Below are 19,863 nucleotides of genomic sequence, written 5' to 3' on the forward strand. Positions count from 1 at the left end.
AATTCTCCTTATTTAATATCTCTATTTCCAGAATTCCCTGAGGTTGAATTTTTGCTTTAGCACCCTTCTGATTCCCAGCATTGCGGTATAGGTGGGAAGGATATAAAGGCTGTGTCCTTCGGGTGTCCGTAAAAGGCCCTCCCTCAAAAGCTCCTCATAGTCGTGCAATATCTTAATTTTATCGGTGTATACTCCGGCATATTTCAGCCTTACCGCCATATCCTCAGCCCTTGTTCCAGAGGTATAGACATTGCACAGCCTGTCCTGAATGTCTTGCAATGCTTCAAAATCGACATCCCAAAGCCAGGAAACATCAGTACCGTCAGCCAGCCTGTCATTAATGAGGATTGCCAGAGAAATGCTTTGCTCCTCTGTCAGAAGATAGTTGATAACCTGATTAAACCCCGCAGGGTTTTTTACCAGAATAAGCTTTATTTGCTTTCCGTTTGATTTTATTGTCTCCATTCTGCCAAAGCCGCACTCAAAATTCTCCAAAGCCGTCGAAATGCTTTCGTGGGGTATTCCCATAAGGCTTCCAACTGCTATCGCGGAAAGAGAATTATATATGTTGTACAGCCCGGGAAGGTTGATTTTGGCGCAATACATGTTGTCCTGAGAGAAATCCGCGGCATTGTCCATTGTGTATTTAATGCTTGAATAGGAGCTGGTCAGCTTGTCTATGCCTGTACAGGTTATTTGTGTATCGGGCCTTTGGTAGCCGCAGCCGGGACAATGAAATCCCCCAAGGTGTCCATAGGTTCTGTAGGAGTATTCATATCTTGTTTTACAGTATATGCAGAAAGCGGCATCGGAATTTGAGGACTTATCGGAGTAATTGAAGGCATTGCTGTCCACCCCGTAATAAACGGCGGGACGGAGGCTGTCTTTTCCCAATGAAGCACAAAGGGAGTCATCTGCGTTAAGTATAAGCTTTACAAAGGGAGATTTATCTATGCCCGCCTTGACCTTCTTTAATGTGGAGTAGAGCTCGCCGTATCTGTCCAGCTGATCCCTGAAAAAATTGGTAATTACAAGTATATTTGGCTGAAGATGATCCGTCATTTTATTGAAGGCAGCTTCATCTATCTCTATCAGGGCGTTTTTGACATTGCTTTTACCCATAAGATCCACATTCTCTATAAACGTTGTAGTAATTCCGTCTACGAGATTTGCACCGGATTTATTGGTAATATGGGAAATATTATTCTCACTCAGCATCCGGCTTATTATGCGCGTGGCTGTGGTTTTTCCATTGGTACCGGTAACCATAATTGTATTAAAATCTTTGGTTATTTCCTTTATGACATCAGGATAAAGCTTTCTTGCAATTTCTCCCGGAAGGCTGGTGCCCCCCCATTTAACAAGCCTGCAGGCTTTGATTATAATTTTGGAAACAGCTATTGTAAAAATAAGTCTAATATTCATACACACTCCTGATTTCATAAGCATATGTGAGACAATTTGTACGAGGTTTAAATTACATTAGATTATAGCACATTGTGGATCGTTTATACATATATATTTTTTGATTTAACATTACAGATATATAGGATGCGATAAAGATTTTACAAACATAGAGGATATAATTGCTTACAGAAATTTTTAATAGCAACGAAAAGACGCCTTGCGGGGAAATGTCTCACGGGTCTGTCATCAGGCGCTTTTCTTAGATGTATTCCTTACGGGTCAAAAAAATTTCTTCCATCAAGTTATATCCTCCATATAAAATCTTTATCGCTACATATATAATTCGTTTAAAAATGTAAATACTTTATGACTTGTTTAAAAAAACAGAAAATGGTATAATTTTCTTAAAAATAAATGAAGCCTTAAAAAGCGTGCATAAAGCCATATTTTACTGTATAAGAAGTGTCAATGCCTGCGAAAGGGGTAAAAATAATAAACATAATGAGTAAAAAGCTGCAAAATCTTTTAACATCTGTTGGAATAACCGCGGGTCTTATTATATTATCAGTATATAATTGGAATTCCATATGCTTTTATTTTTTAATAGCAATGTGCATACTGCTGTGCATAAGGACTTCCTATCTTGGAAGCAGAGGCATGAGTGTACTGAATAATCTTCCGATTTTTGTGTTTTATTTTGGATTGGGACTGATAATAGTTTTTATGCCTGACATGCTTGCAAACAAAAATACCGATTTTTCTCAAGCAGTAGCTAAGGTAAGAAATATTAGCCCCGATGCCGCGAAACAATTCGGAATTACAGCCGCTTGCTGTATTCTTTTAAATGTCGTAGTGAAAATCATAGGAAAGAAAAAAATTACTGCTATAGCCAATACATTATGTATAACGGCATTTTTTTCGCTGCTGCTGCATTATGTGAGCTGGTATAGGAGTGCGTTCATTATACTTGCGGCTATAAGTATTGCGGCATGTGTGAGCATTGCCTTATGCCCGGACAGGTGCGGCTTGGGGAGGTTTGTTTACGGTGCATTTTTCAGCGGACTGCTGACGGTTTTTGTATTCGTGCTTGCGGGGGATTATCTGGTTGCGGCAGGTAATTATCTTCCCCATGCAGGAGGTAATATGACAACGACATTCTTTGGATCTGCTATTTCGGCGATAAGCGGCAATTTTTTAAATGGCTGGTGGAGCGTGGGAATTCTGGCGGCAATAGCTGCCGCTGCAATACCTGTGCTTTTACATATTGATGATGAAACGGTGAGCAATATAGTATGCAGTACAATTCTCTTTGCTTTTTTTTGCAGAGTACTGCTTTTTGCGGGATGGAGCTGGATTGTCTTTACTGTTTATGCAATAGCGCAAATAGTTGCCTGCTATTTAAGCATAGACGATTGCGATCATCCGTGGGAAAACCTCAGCATATTGCTTCAGGGAGCAATTGGTGCTGTATTACTGGGGATTTTAGTGCTTATAAGGAATTTCAATGCGTTTATTGAAAGCTGGTGGAGCCTCACTGCGGTTGGAGTTCTGCTGGCGGCCTTTCTTATAGCAGCAAAAATCCTTAATTACGGCGAAATTAAAAAGATATGCATAGATGTGGCTATTGTACTTTTATTTATGGACGTACTGAGACATCTTGAGTGGGACTGGCTGGCCTTTGGGGTGCTGGTTGTGATGGGATTGTGGTCTGTGGCTGTTAATATAAATTATGGCTTATTGGCTTCTAAAAAACTGGTATACTACGCGACGATGATTTTTATGTGTGTGCTTGCGGTAGCACCGGCGTGGGTGGGGATAGGAGGGTGACTTAGTCCATGACATATAACGAAAGCCTGAAATGCTTCCAGCAAAGCAGGTGGGAGAGCTTAAGCGTTGAGGAAAAGGCCGAGGCGATGCAGGCAATGGAAAATGAAATGGCTTTAAGATCCGGCAGGGAACCGTGCAAGGTACACATTAGCCGCGAATGGTGTGATGATGATAAGCTGGGGGTTTATGACTGTGAGAGCCGCACAATTCAAGTTAACGGGTGGCAGCTCGAGAATTTGTCCCTGCACGGAAACGAAGCGGACAGCCATTTAGAGACAATATTGCATGAGGGCAGACATGCCTATCAGTACGACGCAGTAACAGGCAAAATAGATCATCCCGACAAGCAAGAGGTCGAAGTGTGGACTGAAAATATGAAGGAAGAGAATTGTGTTCAGCCGGGGCCGGGCAATGAGGATGCATATAACAACCAGCCCATTGAAAGGGATGCAAATGATTTTGCACAGGAGACTATGCGGCAGGTAAAAGAGGAAATGAAGCAGGCAAACGGTGAAAGCTTGGATGAGGGCAGCGGTGGAGGCGACTTTAAAAGCCGGTGGAGCTGTTTTACGGAAAAATTGGGAGGGCTTTTAGGCGGCGGTGAGGACAATTCCCACAGCCGGGGGAACGGCGAGGAAGCGGCAGGCTCCGAGGCGCATTCCCAAGAGACGGATGGAGGACATGGTCAAGATGAGGGTCAAGGGATGGAAAGATAAAAAGGGGGCATTTAAATGAAGCCTGCCTTCAGTGTTTTGTACGGCAGCAGCGTGTCAAGAAACAATGCACCGGTGCTTTTAAGCAGCCCGGGAGTTACACTTAGGGGGCTTCACCAAGCGGGGAGGGTGTCGCTGACTGTTGACGATGCCATACTCAGCAAGCATATGCTTATGGTGGGAGGCACGGGAAGCGGAAAGACAAATTTGTTCTACCATTTTGTGTCACAGCTCAGGGAAAGAATGACGGATGAGGACGTAATGATTATTTTTGATACAAAAGGGGACTTTTACTCCAGGTTTTATAGGCAGGGCGACCTGCTGGTGGGAAACTCCTCCCAGTATAAGGGGGTTACGGGGTACTGGAATATTTTTAAGGAGATTGTTGCGGACGGCTGGGACGACAAAGAGATAACGCTCAATGCACAGGAGATAGCGCGGGCCCTTTTCCATGAACGGGCTCAGAAGACAAATCAGATATTTTTTCCTAAATCAGCTATGGATATTTTTGCCGCCGTTCTAATATGCTTCGTCAGAATGGCAAGGGAGGATCCGGCTTTTAAAAGGAACAGCCTCTATAACGACATACTGAAGTATTTTTTTGATACGTCGACAATTAAAGTCTACACAGACCTGCTCGGCAGATATGACGATCTCAAATCGGTGCTTACATATATAAAGGGAGGAGAAAACAGCGCACAGTCACAGGGGGTGCTTTCGGAGCTGTACTCTGTAGTAAGGGAAATTTTCATAGGAGTATTTGCGGGGAAGGGAGGGCTTTCAGCGAGGGATACGGTGAGAAGCAAGGGCAGAAGGGTAATGTTTGTTGAGTATGATTTAAGCATAGGTAGTATTCTCACCCCCGTTTACAGACTGCTTTTTGATCTGGCTCTCAAGGAGGCTCTCGGAAGGAATAAGACTCAGGGAAATGTATACCTGATTATTGATGAGTTTAAGCTGCTGCCGTATTTGCAGCACATTGACGACGGTGTTAATTTCGGGCGGAGTCTTGGAGTAAAAATAATTGCCGGACTGCAAAGCATAGAGCAATTGTATGAGATTTATGGAAGGGAAAAGGGAAGGAATATTGCGGCGGGCTTTTCATCAATATTTGCGTTCAGGGCAAACGATGCCGCGACAAGAGAGTTTGTAAGCAACCTGTTTGGTAAAAATATTCTGCTTGAGCAGTTTCAGATGACCGACAGAAGCATAAGGGAGGAAAAGAGGAGCGGTTATGTGGTGGAGGACTGGGATATGCTTGATTTAAGGCTTGGAGAGGCAATAGTGGGGCTGCCGTTTACTCCTCCTTTTAAAATGCTGTTTGATGAATATAAATAGTTGCGGGCAATAGCTGTATTATTAAAGACACTATATAAATTAGGCTTTTGCATATGGGATAACGGAGGATGTAAAATAATATCCTTCCGGAAATTATTTTACATCCTTTTTAGATAGTTTGCATCTTAATTTATATAGATTATGCACAGAGCCTTAAGCCAAGGGCTCTTGCAGGAAAGGGAATCACAATGTCCGATCCGGCGTCAGATTTGTTTGGAGGAATTATTAAGCTTATATTTGGAGTGGCATTACTTATCTTTAAAGGGATATGGTTTGTTTTGAGTTCGATCGCAGGCTTGTTTACACGGGGCTCGTTTTACAGGAGGATTAATAAAAATAACGCAGCAAGCAGGGGCGTGGCTGCCCTTTCCCCTGAGCAGGGGCGGCGGCTTGTTACGCAGGTGGCCTCTTCGGGAAATACAGTTATATCCGGCGGGAACAGGGATATGCGAAATAGAGCTGTTGTTCCGGCAATACTCGGCTTGCACTCGCAGGGAGTGCCTGTAATTGTAATACACGCATCCAATGCAATGCTTGAGAGGGAGATAATAAATACCTGTGAGGATAAATCCCGCATTTCGGTGATTAATGCACAAAACCCCGTGTTTGAACCGTTTGCCGGGCTTGATAACAAGCAAATAACCAGGCTTATAATGGATGCCGTTCCGCAGGAACGGGAGCTTGAGCCGGGGGCACGGCAATATCTGGATGCCATGTCCGAAATTTTAAGTGTGAAGGGAGTACGGCCCTTTTGCAATGCATATGTGAGATGTCCTCATGCGGAACTGTTTGAAAAAGCTGACAATCTCGTGTCGTCTGGGCTGATTGACGATAACGGCGGCAGGAGAATAAAGTCCATGCTGTCTATAGGACAGGATGAGGGCATAAAGCTTGAAGGCTATTTTTGCGATCTGGAAACCCATATAGCTCATATTCTGTGTAAAAAAGGAAATACGCCGGGCGCTCAAAATATATTAACGGCTGTCCGCGACGGAAGGCTGCTTATGCTTGACGTTAAATCCGTGGCAAATACTCTGGTTGTGGGGCTTATAGCGGCTCAGGCCATTCTGGCTCTTCAGGAGAGACTGGAATTTGTGCTTGTGGCGGACTCCATAGCTCTCAATGAAAGCCAAATGCTGATGAAGGCCCTAAAGAGCGGATGCAGGTATATAATAAGCACGGATGATTTGTATACGGCGACAGGCGCAAATGATGAAAGCTATTCGGCGCTGGTGGGGAATATATCCGGGCTTGTTTTGTACAGGCACACATTGGGAAGCTGTGCGAGATGGTCTGAATTTTTTGGGGAATACGACAAGCAGGAGCTGTCATATTCCGGCACAGAGGGCAAAAACGATATAGGAATGCTTGAAGCCTTTGGAAAGAGATCCACGAGTTCAACGATAAGCCTTTCGGTCAAAAGAGAAACTGTCATTAAGCCTGAGGATATCGGGGGGCTTGGGGATAATCAGGCATTTATTTACAGCTCGTCCGCCGGCAGCACGGGGATAGGGTATATTTAATTTAAGTAAATAAGGGGGAGAAAGGAAATCTGTTCCCCTCTTTTGAAAAGAGAGGGGCTAGGGGTGAGTTAATTACCTTTATTATATCTACTAAAAAAATAAATTTTTATGGAGGAATTGAGATGAGTAATATACCTGTTTTGGGGGAAGGTGTTACAGTAACAAAAAGAACGCTGAATGTTTTTTTTGTGCTTGATCATTCACAGTCCATGAGCGACGACGGGCGAATTGGAGCGCTTAATACCGCCATTCCGTCGACGGTGGAGGCATTGAAGGGAATTGAAGCTGCTAACCCTAATTTGAGGATAAAAATCAAGGTGATTAAATTTTCAGATACAGCAGATTTCCATGTAGGAGGGCGTGAGGGAGTGGATATTAATGCTTTTACATGGCATCCTCTGGAGGTCCAGGGGCGTACTGCGACAGCTCAGGCCATTAACCTGCTGTGCGAGGAGCTGGATTTAGAAAGAATGCCCAAGAGAGGATATGCCCCGGTGTGTGTGCTTGTTTCGGACGGGTATTGCACCGACCCGGAAAAGGACTATGACAGGGCAATTGACAGGCTTAACTCTCTGGGCTGGGGCAAAAAGGCGGCAAGAATAGTAATTACAATCGGAAATGACTATGACGATGCTTCGCTACGCAAGTTTGTAAACAGCCGGGGCAGCTATATTAACTGCCAGACACCTGAGCAGATTATTGAATATGTCAGAACGGCGACTACCGAGGCAACGGAACAAAGGGCTGACAGCACAGCAGGCGCACCCGACGGCAATACCTCTCAGGGCAGCGGAGACAGTGGGGGCGCAGCTCCAAATTCCGGATCCGGCACGGCAGACCCGGATGATGTATGGATGTAAAAGGATGCAATAAAGATTTTACAAACATGGAGGATATAATTGCTTACAGAAATTTTTAATAGCAACGAAAAGACGCCTTGCGGGGAAATGTCTCACGGGTATATCATCAGGCGCTTTTCTTAGATGTATTCCTTACGGGTCAAAAAAATTTCTTCCATCAAGTTATATCCTCCATGTAAAATCTTTATTGCTAAATATTAAATATATAGATAGTTTGCATCCTAATTTATATAAAATTGATTTTTTGCAGCAAAGCTGTATGGAGGATTAAAATGGAGGTTAATGAAAATAAAAGCTCGGGTGTTTTGGAGACTTCAGATTTTGCTGTATTTGCGACAAGGGTTACCGGGTTTTCCCATATCAAAGCGGGGAAGAATTGCCAGGACGCTTTTTTATGCACCTTGAAGGATATTGAGGGCAAGGAAGTGATAATAGCCTCCGTTGCGGACGGACATGGCAGCGTAAGGCACGACTTGAGCGAATATGGCTCGGGTCTCGCTGTGAAGGCTGCCAATGAGCTGCTGGAGGAAATGCTTGTGCAAAGCGGTGAGGATATACATGTGTTATATAAAAGCATTAATGCGGAATTCCCCAAAAACCTGCTTAAGAGATGGAAAGAAAATGTAATAAGGGATTTCTCCGAAAGATTCCCCGAACAGCCTTTGGATGACACGCCGCAGATTTTAAAAAGGTATGGTACAACCCTTCTTTTCTGCGTGGTTGTTGACGATATTGCTGTTTACGGGAGGCTTGGCGACGGAAATATTGTGATAATATCAGGAAATGATGTTCAGATGGGCTTAAAGGCAGATGATCTGCTTGGGACAGAAACCTACTCGTTATGTCAGCAGATGAGGTCATTAAGCCGATGGCAGATAAAGGTATGCTATAATTTTGACTTTGCGGTGCTGAGTACAGACGGCTTCATTGATTCTTTTAACGAGGATGAGGAGGCTTTTAATAATGCTGTGCTTAAGCTTAAGGAATATATTGTTCTGTACGGCCCTCAGGCCGCCTTAGACAGCCTGCCTGTCTTTTTGAGCAGATGCACAAACTACGGAAGCGGCGACGACATTACAGTTTCATGCATATATAAAAAAGTATTGACGGGGGGGGAGCAGCAATGCTGAAAGCGGGACAGGCTCTTAAGGGAAAAATATCGCGTGATAAAATAGAGGTATTGAAGGAATTGGGCTCGGGGGGACAGGGCACGGTATATCTGGTAAAATGTACAGACATGGGGAATAAGGCTCTGAAGTGGTATAATTCAAAGTCGGGGACTGCCGATCAGAAGCTGGCGATTGACAGGCTTATAAGCGGGGGCCCTCCGGACAAGGGAGAGAAATCCTCATTTGTCTGGCCTCTGGATCTTGTGGAGGAAGGTCCTGAATTCGGGTACATTATGGATGTTATTGACTTCAACAGGTATATCGCTATAGGCAAAATGCTGGGGGGCAGAAAAGAAAATATTCCGTCGTTAGAAGCAAAATGCCGTATCAGCTTAAAGCTTGTGAGCTCATTTGCCAAGCTGCATAACAGGGGATACTGCTACCGTGACATAAATGACAATAACTTCATGTTCAACCCTCTCACGGGAGATATAGTCATTTGCGATAACGATAACGTAGGCTTTGACGGAGCGTCCAAGTCCAATGTCATAGGAATGATTGACTATATGGCCCCTGAGATAATTGCAGAAAATAGCAATGTTAGGCCGTCAAAATATACCGACTATCATTCTCTGGCGGTGCTGCTGTTTAAGTTCTGGGTATGGGGACACCCGTTTGAGGGACTGAAGGAATACAATACAAGGTGCTGGGACAGGGCCGCTAAGGTGCAGGTTTTCGGCAAAAATCCAGTGTTTATTTTTCACCCCACCGACAGGTCCAATGAAGTACCACATGACCCGGAATACAATTATATAAGGCTTATGTGGGAGGCCTGTCCGCGTGAGCTTAGGGAGCTGTTTGGGCATGCGTTTGTTGAAGGAGTGCGGGATGTTGACAAAAGGGTTATAGAGCAAAAATGGATAAAGACCTTCAGGCTTTTACAGGATGCAATTACAAGCTGCCCACACGACGGGGCTGAGAATTTTTGGTATGATAACGGAAACGGAGGAGAGAATACCATTAGATGCTGGAACTGCGGGAAGACATATAATACCCCTGTGCGGCTTAGAATCAGAAATCGAAACAACAACATATTAATTTCTGCAATTATTGCAAGGCCCGGAGCAAGGCTGCTGGGCAGGCACTTGAGCATAAGCCCCGATCCCGCGGAAGGGGTGATGGCTGTGGGGGAAATAGTCCGGCATCCCACAGACCCTAATATGTGTGGGCTGAAAAACTTAAGCGGCGGCACATGGAATTTCATAAACAGCAAGGGCGTATCCAAGACGGTGCCTCCGATGGCGACGGTGCCTGCCTTTAATAATAACTCCATAGATTTTGGGGGCAATGTAACGGGAGTATTTGAAGCCTGAAGCGGTATCAGGCGCTATAAAAAATGTGTTTTGAGGTTGACATTATGAAGCATTTGTTAAAAGAAATTGTTGATGAGTATGGAAGAGACATATATTTAGAGGAAAAACGGTTAGAGGGCATTATTACCGATAAGAAGCGCGCTGTGAGTAAAAGGTTCAGAAATCAGATTGTGGGTATAATGCGTTCCAAATGCCTCAATGAAATTATCACGGCTCGGGAAATAGATGTCCAAAGAGTAAAGATAATATTTCAGGAGGTTGTAGAAACTACCGGGTATTCCGAGATAGATGTGGACGAGCTGTTCAGGTGCATATTTTATTCTGTGGGGCTATCCTACAGCTCGCCTTTAGAGATCAGGGAGCATGGCAGTAATTTTGCAGTGTCCAAAGGCGGGGAAGGGGTCAATGCCGGGGAAAAGCCGGCTGGTATAGCAACAGCGGCGATTCCAGCCGGCACAGTAAAAAAAAGTGATTCTACTGCAAATTCTGTAAATAGCAAACGCCTTATAAATACAAATTCGGGAGTGGCAGCAGCTTATCCGAAGTCTGCACAGACAGGCACAGCAGCCGTTAAGCGTGGCACCGGGTTTAAGTCCAAGGCTCCCCGAGGCACTACTGTTTTTGGGCAGCCGTGGTTCTACCTGATTTTCGTTTTACCTGGCGTGGCATTATATTTTGCGGCGGCGTTTTATGCGGGAATACTGGATAATACGGCAAGCATACTGATGTGCTTGGCTTCTGCCTCTATTTTTATATTAAGCGATGTAATAGTCAAGGATAAAACGGATTACACCAGAGAGCCTATATCTTATATTTTAGTCAATAGGCTGGAAAGGCATTTACTGCTGCTTGCTATAGCGGGAATTTCTATAATTTATATCAGATGCTTGTAATTTTATAATTGATACAATCTGCATGAAGTGATAGAATATAAAGCGGATGATGTTTTCAATACAGTAACATGCCCGGGAGGGTGCGAAATAGGCCCAAGGCCCATAGACCTGCATTTAAAGGCCCTCAGAAAGATGGGCGCCACAATACATGATGTACAGAGAGGCTTAATATACTGTGAGGTAGACAAACTAAAGGGCTGTGATATTCAGCTTGACTATCCCAGTGTGGGAGCCACGGAGAATATAATGCTCGCCGCTGTTTTTGCGGACGGAGACACATACATACGCAATGCTGCCAAGGAGCCGGAAATAATTGATTTGCAAAATTATCTGGCAGGCATGGGAGTTGATATTTCGGGTGCAGGCACAAGTGCGATAAGAATACGGGGCAAAGATTATAAGCTTAAAAATATTGAACATTCGGTTATTTCGGACAGAATCGTCGCAGGTACATATATGGTTGCCTCAGCCATAACAGGCGGGGATATGTACTTAAAAAATGTTATTCCCGAGCATATAGGATCGGTAATCGCAAACCTTAGAGACGCGGGATGCAGGATAAACGTTAAGAAAAACTCCATTCATATATCCGGGCCTGCAAGGCCAAAGGCTATAGATATAATAAGGACACTGCCTTATCCCGGATTTCCCACCGACATGCAGGCTCAAATGGTAAGCCTGTTTACAATAGCCAGAGGAACCAGTATTATTGTGGAAACGGTGTTTGAAAATCGATATAAGCATGTGGATGAATTGATAAGAATGGGAGCGGATGTAAAGCTCGAGGGAAGAATAGCGGTCATTAAGGGTGTTAAAAGGCTTGCCGGAGCAAGTGTGTACGCCAGAGACCTAAGGGGAGGGGCGGCACTGGTGCTGGCAGGGCTGGTTGCCGAGGGTGAAACGCTGATTGGCGGTACCAATTACATAGACAGGGGATATGAAAATCTGGAGGGAAAGCTGGCTCAAGTGGGGGCTTTAATCAGGAGGATAGAGGGATAAAATTGAACGGAGAATACCAAAGAGAGTACATAGACAGCGAGGCTCTGGCGCGGAAGAAAAAGAAAAGAAAGAGAAGGATTAAAAAAATACTTTTTTGGATAAAATCCATATTTATTATTGCTCTTTTTAGTACAACCATAGTATCTCTGGCACTGTCACCCCTGTTTAATATTAATTCAATAGAGGTAACGGGCACAGCGAGATACCAGCACTCCGATATAATTGGAACTGCAGGGCTTGTTACGGGAGTTAACGGCTTTAAGGCCATAGGAAGAAGCATACAGGATATTTTTACATTGAGCTATGGAAATGCCGAAGAAGCCATACTGAATAAGTATCCTTACATTAAAAGTGCTGAAGCGAGGTTTGCCGTGCCGGACAAGATAAAAATAACTCTCCGGGAAAGGGTGCCTATAGCGTTTATTTCCTGTCCGAAGGGCAATATTATAATTGATGATGCGCTGTATGTGCTTGAAATGACAGGGAAAAATCAGCCGGAAGGGCTTTTGATGATTAAGGGGCTTGAGTTTGAAGCCTTTGAAGTGGGACAGGCCTTAGACATTAAGAATAACTATAATTATGAGCAGGCGCTGCTGCTTTTAAACAAGATCCGTGAGTCGGACGAGCGCAATGAGTTTAAGCTCTACGGGCTTATAAGCGCTGTTGACGCATCTGACATGGCCAGGCTTACATTGCTTTGGGACGGCAGAATAAATGCAAATTTCGGGGAGCTTTTAGATTTGGATTTCAAAATCAATTTTTTCAGGCATATTGTTTCAAAAAGTCTGAAAAAGCAGGATAAGGGGTTTTTAGATCTTACGATTGAAAACCCAAGCTTTATACCAGGAAAATAATATAACGGCAAGGGAAATAAAACTATAAAAGCGGGAGGCAAATATGATACCGGTTCTTGGATTAATAGCAGGTATTTTAATAGGAATATTTATACCGTATAATATTTCATATCAATACTCCAATTATGTTGCGGTTGCCATACTTGCGGCACTGGACTCTGTTTTCGGGGGGATGGCCGCAACGCTTCAGGGCAAGTTCAACATCAAAGTGTTTTTATCCGGCTTTTTCGGCAATGCTTTATTGGCGGCAGGCCTGGCATACATAGGGGATCAGTTGGGTATACAGATTTATCTTGCGGCAATATTTGCTTTTGGAAACAGGCTTTTCTTGAATTTTGCCCTCATTAGAAGAATTGTGTTGAATAAATATTTTAAAAAAGATAATATAATAGAGAAGTAATTGCTGTGTTTTATAGGTTTTATTGGAATTCCATATATTCTCGGGGGGTTCGTGCATGTGAATGATATAATTGTTGGAATGGATATAGGCACTTCCAAGGTGTGTACTGTAATAGGCCAGTTGGGTAAGGACAACCAGATTGACATTCTTGGAAAAGGCATGGAATATTGCAGCGGGGTGAAAAAGGGCGTAATTGTTGATATAGAAGCTACTGCCGACTCCATTAGGGCTTCGGTGCATAAAGCGGAGCAAATGGCCAATATGAAGGTGGGCTCTGCTTATGTCAACATAATAGGGGCCCATGTGTCAATCACAAGCAACAGAAATTGCGTAGCTATTTCGGCGGAAAACAGGGAGATAACTCAAAAAGATGTTGAGAGAGTGTTGTATGGGGTAAAAAATGTAAATATTTCCGAAGACAGGGAAATTATAGACATTATTACAAAACAGTATATAATTGATGGGTATGATGAAATAATTGACCCTGTGGGAATGATGGGCGTAAAGCTGGAGGTTGATGCCCAGATTGTGGCAGGGAAAATCACGTCTGTTCAAAATATAGTAAAAAGCGTTGAGCGTACAGGTATAAAGGTTGACGGAATAGTGGTCGAAGCCCTTGCGACGGGACAGGCCGCGCTTGCATCCGACGAAAAGGATATGGGAGTAATACTGATTGATGTTGGAGCGGGAGTAACCGATATTTCAGTATATAAAAAGCAAAATCTTGTTTTTTATAATTCACTCCCCGTCGGAGGAGAGCATATAACCAACGATATTTCCATCGGGCTTAAAATACCGTACACAGACGCAGAAAAGATAAAAAAGGAATATAGACTGGCTCTTTCGTCGCTTATAAAAAACGATCAGGAGATAACGGTAAATGATCTGGACGGAAATAATAAAAAGAGTGTGAGAATATCCGAGGCTGTAGAAATTATTGAGGCCAGAGTATATGAAATAATTTCCTTATGTAAAAATTTAATCGACGGATCAGCGGCTAAAGGGGGGATAGGTGCGGGTGTTGTTTTAACGGGAGGAGGGATTTCGTACTCCGACGGCGTAAAAGAAATCGCGGAAGAGGTTTTTGAGTTGCCGGTAAGAATAGCTTCCTATAAATCGTTTGGAATAGGGCAGCCGGAATTTGCAACCGCGGCGGGCATTATAAAATATATTTCAAACAGGCATAAGGGAAGTAATTTCGGAAGTGACATAACTGTTCAAAAGAATAATCGACTGCCCAAGGAATCGGGTTTCTTGGGAAGAGTATCGGAGTTTATAAAAAAAATATTTTGAATTATCCATCCAAGACACAGGACAATCTATTGCCGGTATAAAACTTTTTCTGGCATAAATGGAAAAGATACAAATTACGTATACAACATAATATTTTTAGTTTATAATATATTTAAAAATAGGATAGTTTTAAATACGAATGATAAAAAAGTTATATATAAAGGGGGACTTAAGGTTGCTGGAGTTCGATATAGACATGGAGCAATTTGCGCAGATAAAGGTTATTGGAGTAGGGGGAGGCGGTAATAATGCCGTAAACAGAATGATAACGGCGGGCCTTCGCGGTGTTGAGTTTATAGCTGTAAATACCGACAAGCAGGCGTTGTTCCTGTCAAAAGCCAATACAAAGATACAGATAGGCGACAAGCTCACGAAGGGCCTTGGAGCCGGAGCTAATCCAGAAATCGGAGAAAAGGCGGCCAATGAGAGCCGTGATGAGATAGCGCAGTCAATAAAGGGCGCGGATATGGTTTTTGTAACCGCAGGAATGGGAGGAGGCACGGGTACGGGAGCGGCCCCTGTTGTTGCTCAGGTTGCAAAGGAGATGGGAATTTTGACGGTGGGCGTTGTTACCAAGCCGTTTATGTTTGAGGGAAGAAAGAGAATGCAGCACGCAGAGAGGGGTGCTGAAAATCTCAAGGCCGCGGTAGACACTCTGGTTACCATACCGAATGATAGGCTGCTTCAGGTTGCGGAAAAGAAAACGTCTATGGTTGACGCGTTTAAGATTGCGGATGACGTTTTAAGGCAGGGTGTTCAGGGAATATCGGATTTGATTGCCGTTCCGGGGCTTATAAACCTTGACTTTGCGGATGTAAGGACAATAATGCTGGACACCGGTATTGCCCATATGGGAATAGGCAGGGCTTCGGGGGACAGCAAGGCCGAGGAGGCAGCAAAGCAGGCGATACACAGTCCGCTTCTTGAAACCTCGATAGAGGGGGCAAGGGGTGTGCTTGTAAATATTACAGGGGGAGTGGATCTGGGATTGTTTGAGGCCAATACTGCGGTTGAAATGATTCAAAAGTCTGCCGATCCCGATGCCAACATTATTTTTGGAGCGTCGATAGATGAAAATTTAAAGGATGAGCTGTTAATAACGGTCATAGCCACAGGCTTTGACAAGGTACCTGTTATAAAGAAGCTTGAGAAGGCTGCTGAAAAGGCTTCAACGGTAAACCCCACAAGCAGGGACAGAGCCGCTGTCAGTCCAATGGGCGAGGACGAGCTTGATATACCTACGTTTTTAAGACGAAACAGGTTTAAATAGAGTTATATATTGAAAAACACCGGGGGCCTCTAGTGCTTCCCGGTGTTTTTTGTCATACGATTTTTCTTTTTCTACAAGTGCATTTGACAAAATAATGTATTTATGGAATATATAATGGTAGTACATTATCGATTGCGGAAGCTACAGGGAAGCTATCGGCAAGCATATTTATATTACTTTCATAAATTAAAATTCAGGGACATATATATATATGCCGGGGAATATAAATATAACGCGGAATATTATTTAAGCACTAAAAGAACAAAATTCCTTATGCAGCGTGATGTCCGCACACAATATAAAGATAAAGTGAGGTAATGCAGATGGAAATATATGTGGATATTCTTTTTCTGGAGAATATCATAATGAATTTTCTGATTCTGCTTGTGACTGCCAAGTTTTCCAAAAGCCCCGCTTCGAGCCTTCGCCTGCTTGCAGCATCACTTATAGGGGCTGTATATGTGGTGGTTTTGATACTGTTTCCCGGTATAAAGGCTTACTATACCACAACGGCAAAAATAGTGCTGTCCTTTTTAATAATTGCAGTGGCATTTTCACCTAAAAAGCTGTCTGCTTTCTTCAAAATCCTCTCTATTTTTTATGTATCCACCTTCATGTTTGCCGGGGCGGCTTTTGCCTTCCTATATGTCAATCAAAGCGGAGGTTTTGTAAAAAACGGTATTGTATATGTGTTCTGGCAGTCAAAATGGACGCTGCTTTTTCTGTCCATTATAACGCTTGGAATTGTATTAAGAGTATTCTGGGAGGTCATTCAATACAGGTTTATAAGAGATAAGCTCCTTGTGCCGGTAAAAATAGCGTTTGAAAGCAAGTTTATAGATATGGCGGCCTTGATTGATACCGGCAATTCACTCTATGATCCCTTAACCAACACTCCCGTTATGGTTGTGGAGTTTAAGGCCATAAAGGAAATACTTCCCGGAGACATAAAGAGTATTTTTGAGGATGCAAAGGAAAATGATTTGAATTGTGTTACAAGCATTGTTTCCAACTCATCATGGTCGCCCAGATTCAGGCTTATTCCCTTTACATCCTTAGGTAAGGAAAACGGAATGCTTATAGGCTTTAAGCCGGATTATATAGAGGTGGGTGAAAATGAAGAAAAGAAGGGAGTCAATGATGTGATTGTGGGAATATACAACAGGGCTCTGTCTAAAAATGAAAGGTATAAGGCCCTTCTTAACCCTGTATTGGCATCGTAAAATATGAAAAATAAGTTTAGTGCATTAATTTATGAAATAATTAAAAAGGGGATGGAGAAATGAGACTTATTAGCAGAATTAAGCTGACGCTTAGGGTGAATTATGTAAACTTACTGAGAAGGCTGGGACTTTATAAGGATTATCCCATACACTATATAGGCGGAAGTGAAGCATTGCCTCCCCCTTTAAGCAGCGACGAGGAAAGCTATTTGTTGAGAAAGCTTGAAAAACAGGACTATGGGGTTAAGTCCATTCTCATTGAGAGAAATTTAAGGCTTGTGGTATATATCGCACGGAAATTTGAAAATACGGGGGTTGGGGTGGAAGACTTGATTTCCATAGGCACCATAGGCCTAATTAAGGCAATTAATACCTTTAATCCATCTAAGAACATAAAGCTGGCTACATATGCCTCGAGATGCATAGAAAATGAAATACTGATGTATTTAAGAAGAAATAACAGAATAAAGACCGAGATATCTATTGACGAGCCGTTAAACATAGATTGGGATGGAAATGAGCTGCTTCTTTCCGACATTCTGGGCACTGAAAACGATCTCATTTACAGAAGCATAGAGGATGAGGTGGATAAGGAGCTTTTGGGTACGGCCATGAAAAAGCTGTCTATGCGCGAGAAAAAGATTATGGAGCTGAGATTCGGCCTCGCAAATGGAGTGGAAAGGACTCAAAAGGAGGTTGCGGATATGCTGGGAATATCTCAATCCTATATATCGAGACTGGAAAAAAGAATAATAGGAAGGCTTAAAAAGGAAATAAACAGGCTTGTGTAAGGGGGCTCTTTTGAAAATGGCTTAAATAGCTGAAAGCACGATGAAATAAGGTTTGTCAAGGTCTATATCAAAAAATTTTTGTGTGTTTTTTCAGTATAAAAACTACCTCTCTGGCAATAATGATATTGACGCTGAAAACGCAAGACAATGTTTTTAGTATCTTAGTTCGGGAAAAAATGCCGGGAGGTTTTTCTATGCTAATCAACAAGGTGGAGATTTGTGGAGTAAACACATCAAAATTGCCAGTTTTAACAAATGAACAAAAGAAGGTTCTCTTTGAAAGGATGCATAAGGGGGACGGCACGGCACGGGAAGAGTTTATAAAGGGCAACTTAAGGCTTGTATTAAGTGTGATTCAAAGATTTAATAATAGAGGAGAATATGTTGACGACCTTTTTCAGGTAGGGTGCATAGGGCTTATTAAAGCTATTGATAATTTTGACGTTACACAGAATGTAAAATTTTCCACCTATGCTGTGCCAATGATAATAGGTGAAATACGAAGGTATTTAAGGGACAACAATTCAATCCGTGTCAGCAGATCCTTAAGAGATATCGCATATAAGGCTTTGCAGGCAAAGGAGAGGTTGACAAGCAAAAACGCCAAGGAGCCGACTATTACCGATATAGCCGCGGAGCTGAGCCTTCCGAAGGAGGATGTGGTATTTGCGCTTGACGCCATACAGGACCCCATATCGTTATTTGAATCGGTATATCATGACGGAGGGGATGCAATATATGTAATGGATCAGGTGAGTGATGACAAGAACCACGATGAAAACTGGCTGGAGGGAATATCCTTAAAGGAGGCCATGAGAAGGCTGAACGAGCGGGAGAAGCTTATATTAAACCTCAGGTTTTTTCAGGGAAGGACACAGATGGAGGTTGCGGAGGAGATAGGAATATCTCAGGCACAGGTATCACGGCTTGAAAAAACCGCCCTGCTTCATATGAGAAAATATATATAAAAACACAAAATAATATTTATTTTGGTTCAAATGCCGTTAAATATAAAACACCTTTAGAGAGAAATGCTCATGGGTGTTTTTTCATATGGATACCGACATACGCATATACTTATATAAAGAAGTGCAGCAATATTTGTAAACGGTGGTGTTTTTATGTGCAGGTCATTGGAGCTTAAGCAGAAGGAAGTAATAAACATATCCGACGGAAGAAGGCTTGGATTTGTTTCGGATGTGATTATTAACCTTGAGGACGGAAGGCTGGACGCTATTGTTATACCGGGAGCGGGGAAGTTTTTCGGAATAATAGGCAAGGACAGCGAGATAGTTATAGTATGGGACAATATAAAGAAAATAGGAGAGGATATAATTCTTGTGGATATGGATGAAAGATTTATAAGAAAGTACTTCGATTATTGACAAAAAATATTAATTATATTGAATAATGCTATGATAAAATGTATTATATAAATTAAAATACTGTAAGAATACTGTAAAAGTTTCCCGACTTTAAGGGGAATTTTGGAGGAAGCATATGAAATGTCCCTACTGCGGCTTTTTGGAGGATAGAGTAATTGACTCAAGGCCCACTGATGAAAATTCGGCTATCAGAAGAAGAAGAGAATGCGCTAAATGCTTAAAAAGATTTACCACATATGAAAAGATAGAGAATCTTCCTCTGGTGGTTATAAAAAAGGACAAGACCCGTCAGACCTTTGACAGGGAAAAGCTTATCAACGGGCTGCTCAGGGCATGTGGCAAAAGGCCTATATCGGTAAATGATCTGGAAAAGCTTGTAGACAGCATTGAAAGCCAGGCGTACAATACCATGCGGAGAGAGATAACCTCCGAGGAGATAGGCGAAATGGTAATGGAGCGGCTTAAGGATATGGATGAGGTGGCATATGTGAGGTTTGCTTCGGTATACAGGCAGTTTAAGGATATAAATACGTTTATGGATGAACTCAGAAATCTTTTGAAGGACAAATAAAATATTAGCAGCTTTAAGCATAAGCCAGAGGTGG

The 19,863-nt window shown here is 42.8% G+C and carries 19 protein-coding genes; 18 read left to right on the forward strand and 1 reads right to left on the reverse strand.

What is annotated here, in order from left to right:
• Nucleotides 1–21: 21 nt before the first annotated feature.
• The gene (locus tag DFR58_RS12205; RefSeq protein WP_114298132.1) at nucleotides 22–1,425 is read right to left on the reverse strand and encodes a MurT ligase domain-containing protein; all 1,404 of its coding nucleotides are present in this window, start codon (nucleotides 1,423–1,425) and stop codon (nucleotides 22–24) included.
• 483 nt (nucleotides 1,426–1,908) lie between these two features.
• Here DFR58_RS12205 and DFR58_RS12210 point away from each other — a divergent pair, with 483 nt between their 5' ends.
• From DFR58_RS12210 to nrdR, 18 genes are all read left to right on the forward strand, one after another.
• Nucleotides 1,909–3,234: a hypothetical protein gene (locus DFR58_RS12210; protein ID WP_147273173.1), complete on the forward strand. Its 1,326-nt coding sequence runs from the start codon at nucleotides 1,909–1,911 to the stop codon at nucleotides 3,232–3,234.
• An 8-nt stretch (nucleotides 3,235–3,242) separates the two neighbouring features.
• Nucleotides 3,243–3,950, forward strand: coding sequence for a hypothetical protein (locus DFR58_RS12215; RefSeq protein ID WP_114298134.1), 708 nt, complete (start codon nucleotides 3,243–3,245; stop codon nucleotides 3,948–3,950).
• A gap of 15 nt (nucleotides 3,951–3,965) precedes the next feature.
• Entirely contained in the window at nucleotides 3,966–5,285 is a 1,320-nt protein-coding gene (locus DFR58_RS12220; protein ID WP_114298135.1) for a type IV secretory system conjugative DNA transfer family protein, read from the forward strand.
• Between the two features lie 188 nt (nucleotides 5,286–5,473).
• Nucleotides 5,474–6,808, forward strand: a complete 1,335-nt coding sequence (locus tag DFR58_RS12225; RefSeq protein ID WP_114298136.1) for a hypothetical protein — start codon at nucleotides 5,474–5,476, stop codon at nucleotides 6,806–6,808.
• A 122-nt stretch (nucleotides 6,809–6,930) separates the two neighbouring features.
• A complete protein-coding gene (locus DFR58_RS12230) occupies nucleotides 6,931–7,668 on the forward strand; it encodes a vWA domain-containing protein (RefSeq protein ID WP_114298137.1) in 738 nt (245 codons plus the stop codon).
• A gap of 272 nt (nucleotides 7,669–7,940) precedes the next feature.
• Entirely contained in the window at nucleotides 7,941–8,798 is an 858-nt protein-coding gene (locus DFR58_RS12235) for a PP2C family serine/threonine-protein phosphatase (RefSeq protein WP_114298138.1), read from the forward strand.
• Nucleotides 8,792–10,150, forward strand: a complete 1,359-nt coding sequence (locus DFR58_RS12240; protein WP_114298139.1) for a serine/threonine protein kinase — start codon at nucleotides 8,792–8,794, stop codon at nucleotides 10,148–10,150. The genes DFR58_RS12235 and DFR58_RS12240 overlap by 7 nt, the downstream gene beginning before the upstream one ends.
• A gap of 44 nt (nucleotides 10,151–10,194) precedes the next feature.
• Complete coding sequence (locus DFR58_RS12245) at nucleotides 10,195–11,043, forward strand: hypothetical protein (protein ID WP_114298140.1); 849 nt, start codon at nucleotides 10,195–10,197, stop codon at nucleotides 11,041–11,043.
• A gap of 27 nt (nucleotides 11,044–11,070) precedes the next feature.
• Entirely contained in the window at nucleotides 11,071–12,042 is a 972-nt protein-coding gene (murA, locus tag DFR58_RS12250; protein WP_242987590.1) for a UDP-N-acetylglucosamine 1-carboxyvinyltransferase, read from the forward strand.
• A 2-nt stretch (nucleotides 12,043–12,044) separates the two neighbouring features.
• Nucleotides 12,045–12,896 (forward strand): cell division protein FtsQ/DivIB, encoded by an 852-nt coding sequence (locus tag DFR58_RS12255; RefSeq protein ID WP_170138143.1) that lies wholly within the window; start codon nucleotides 12,045–12,047, stop codon nucleotides 12,894–12,896.
• A 43-nt stretch (nucleotides 12,897–12,939) separates the two neighbouring features.
• The gene (locus DFR58_RS12260) at nucleotides 12,940–13,296 is read left to right on the forward strand and encodes a small basic family protein (RefSeq protein ID WP_114298142.1); all 357 of its coding nucleotides are present in this window, start codon (nucleotides 12,940–12,942) and stop codon (nucleotides 13,294–13,296) included.
• Nucleotides 13,297–13,353: 57 nt separating this feature from the next.
• Nucleotides 13,354–14,589 (forward strand): cell division protein FtsA, encoded by a 1,236-nt coding sequence (ftsA, locus tag DFR58_RS12265; protein WP_114298143.1) that lies wholly within the window; start codon nucleotides 13,354–13,356, stop codon nucleotides 14,587–14,589.
• 175 nt (nucleotides 14,590–14,764) lie between these two features.
• Nucleotides 14,765–15,859: a cell division protein FtsZ gene (ftsZ, locus tag DFR58_RS12270; RefSeq protein WP_114298144.1), complete on the forward strand. Its 1,095-nt coding sequence runs from the start codon at nucleotides 14,765–14,767 to the stop codon at nucleotides 15,857–15,859.
• A 317-nt stretch (nucleotides 15,860–16,176) separates the two neighbouring features.
• Nucleotides 16,177–17,082, forward strand: a complete 906-nt coding sequence (gene spoIIGA / locus DFR58_RS12275; protein ID WP_242987592.1) for a sigma-E processing peptidase SpoIIGA — start codon at nucleotides 16,177–16,179, stop codon at nucleotides 17,080–17,082.
• 59 nt (nucleotides 17,083–17,141) lie between these two features.
• Complete coding sequence (gene sigE, locus DFR58_RS12280; RefSeq protein ID WP_114298146.1) at nucleotides 17,142–17,873, forward strand: RNA polymerase sporulation sigma factor SigE; 732 nt, start codon at nucleotides 17,142–17,144, stop codon at nucleotides 17,871–17,873.
• 194 nt (nucleotides 17,874–18,067) lie between these two features.
• On the forward strand, nucleotides 18,068–18,841 hold the full coding sequence (gene sigG / locus DFR58_RS12285) for an RNA polymerase sporulation sigma factor SigG (RefSeq protein ID WP_114298147.1): 774 nt from the start codon (nucleotides 18,068–18,070) through the stop codon (nucleotides 18,839–18,841).
• 153 nt (nucleotides 18,842–18,994) lie between these two features.
• On the forward strand, nucleotides 18,995–19,258 hold the full coding sequence (locus DFR58_RS12290; protein ID WP_114298148.1) for a YlmC/YmxH family sporulation protein: 264 nt from the start codon (nucleotides 18,995–18,997) through the stop codon (nucleotides 19,256–19,258).
• A gap of 115 nt (nucleotides 19,259–19,373) precedes the next feature.
• Nucleotides 19,374–19,829: a transcriptional regulator NrdR gene (gene nrdR / locus DFR58_RS12295; protein ID WP_114298149.1), complete on the forward strand. Its 456-nt coding sequence runs from the start codon at nucleotides 19,374–19,376 to the stop codon at nucleotides 19,827–19,829.
• The last annotated feature ends 34 nt before the right edge of the window (nucleotides 19,830–19,863 follow it).

The sequence above is a fragment of the Anaerobacterium chartisolvens genome, from assembly GCF_003337415.1.
GTDB lineage: Bacteria > Bacillota > Clostridia > Acetivibrionales > DSM-27016 > Anaerobacterium > Anaerobacterium chartisolvens.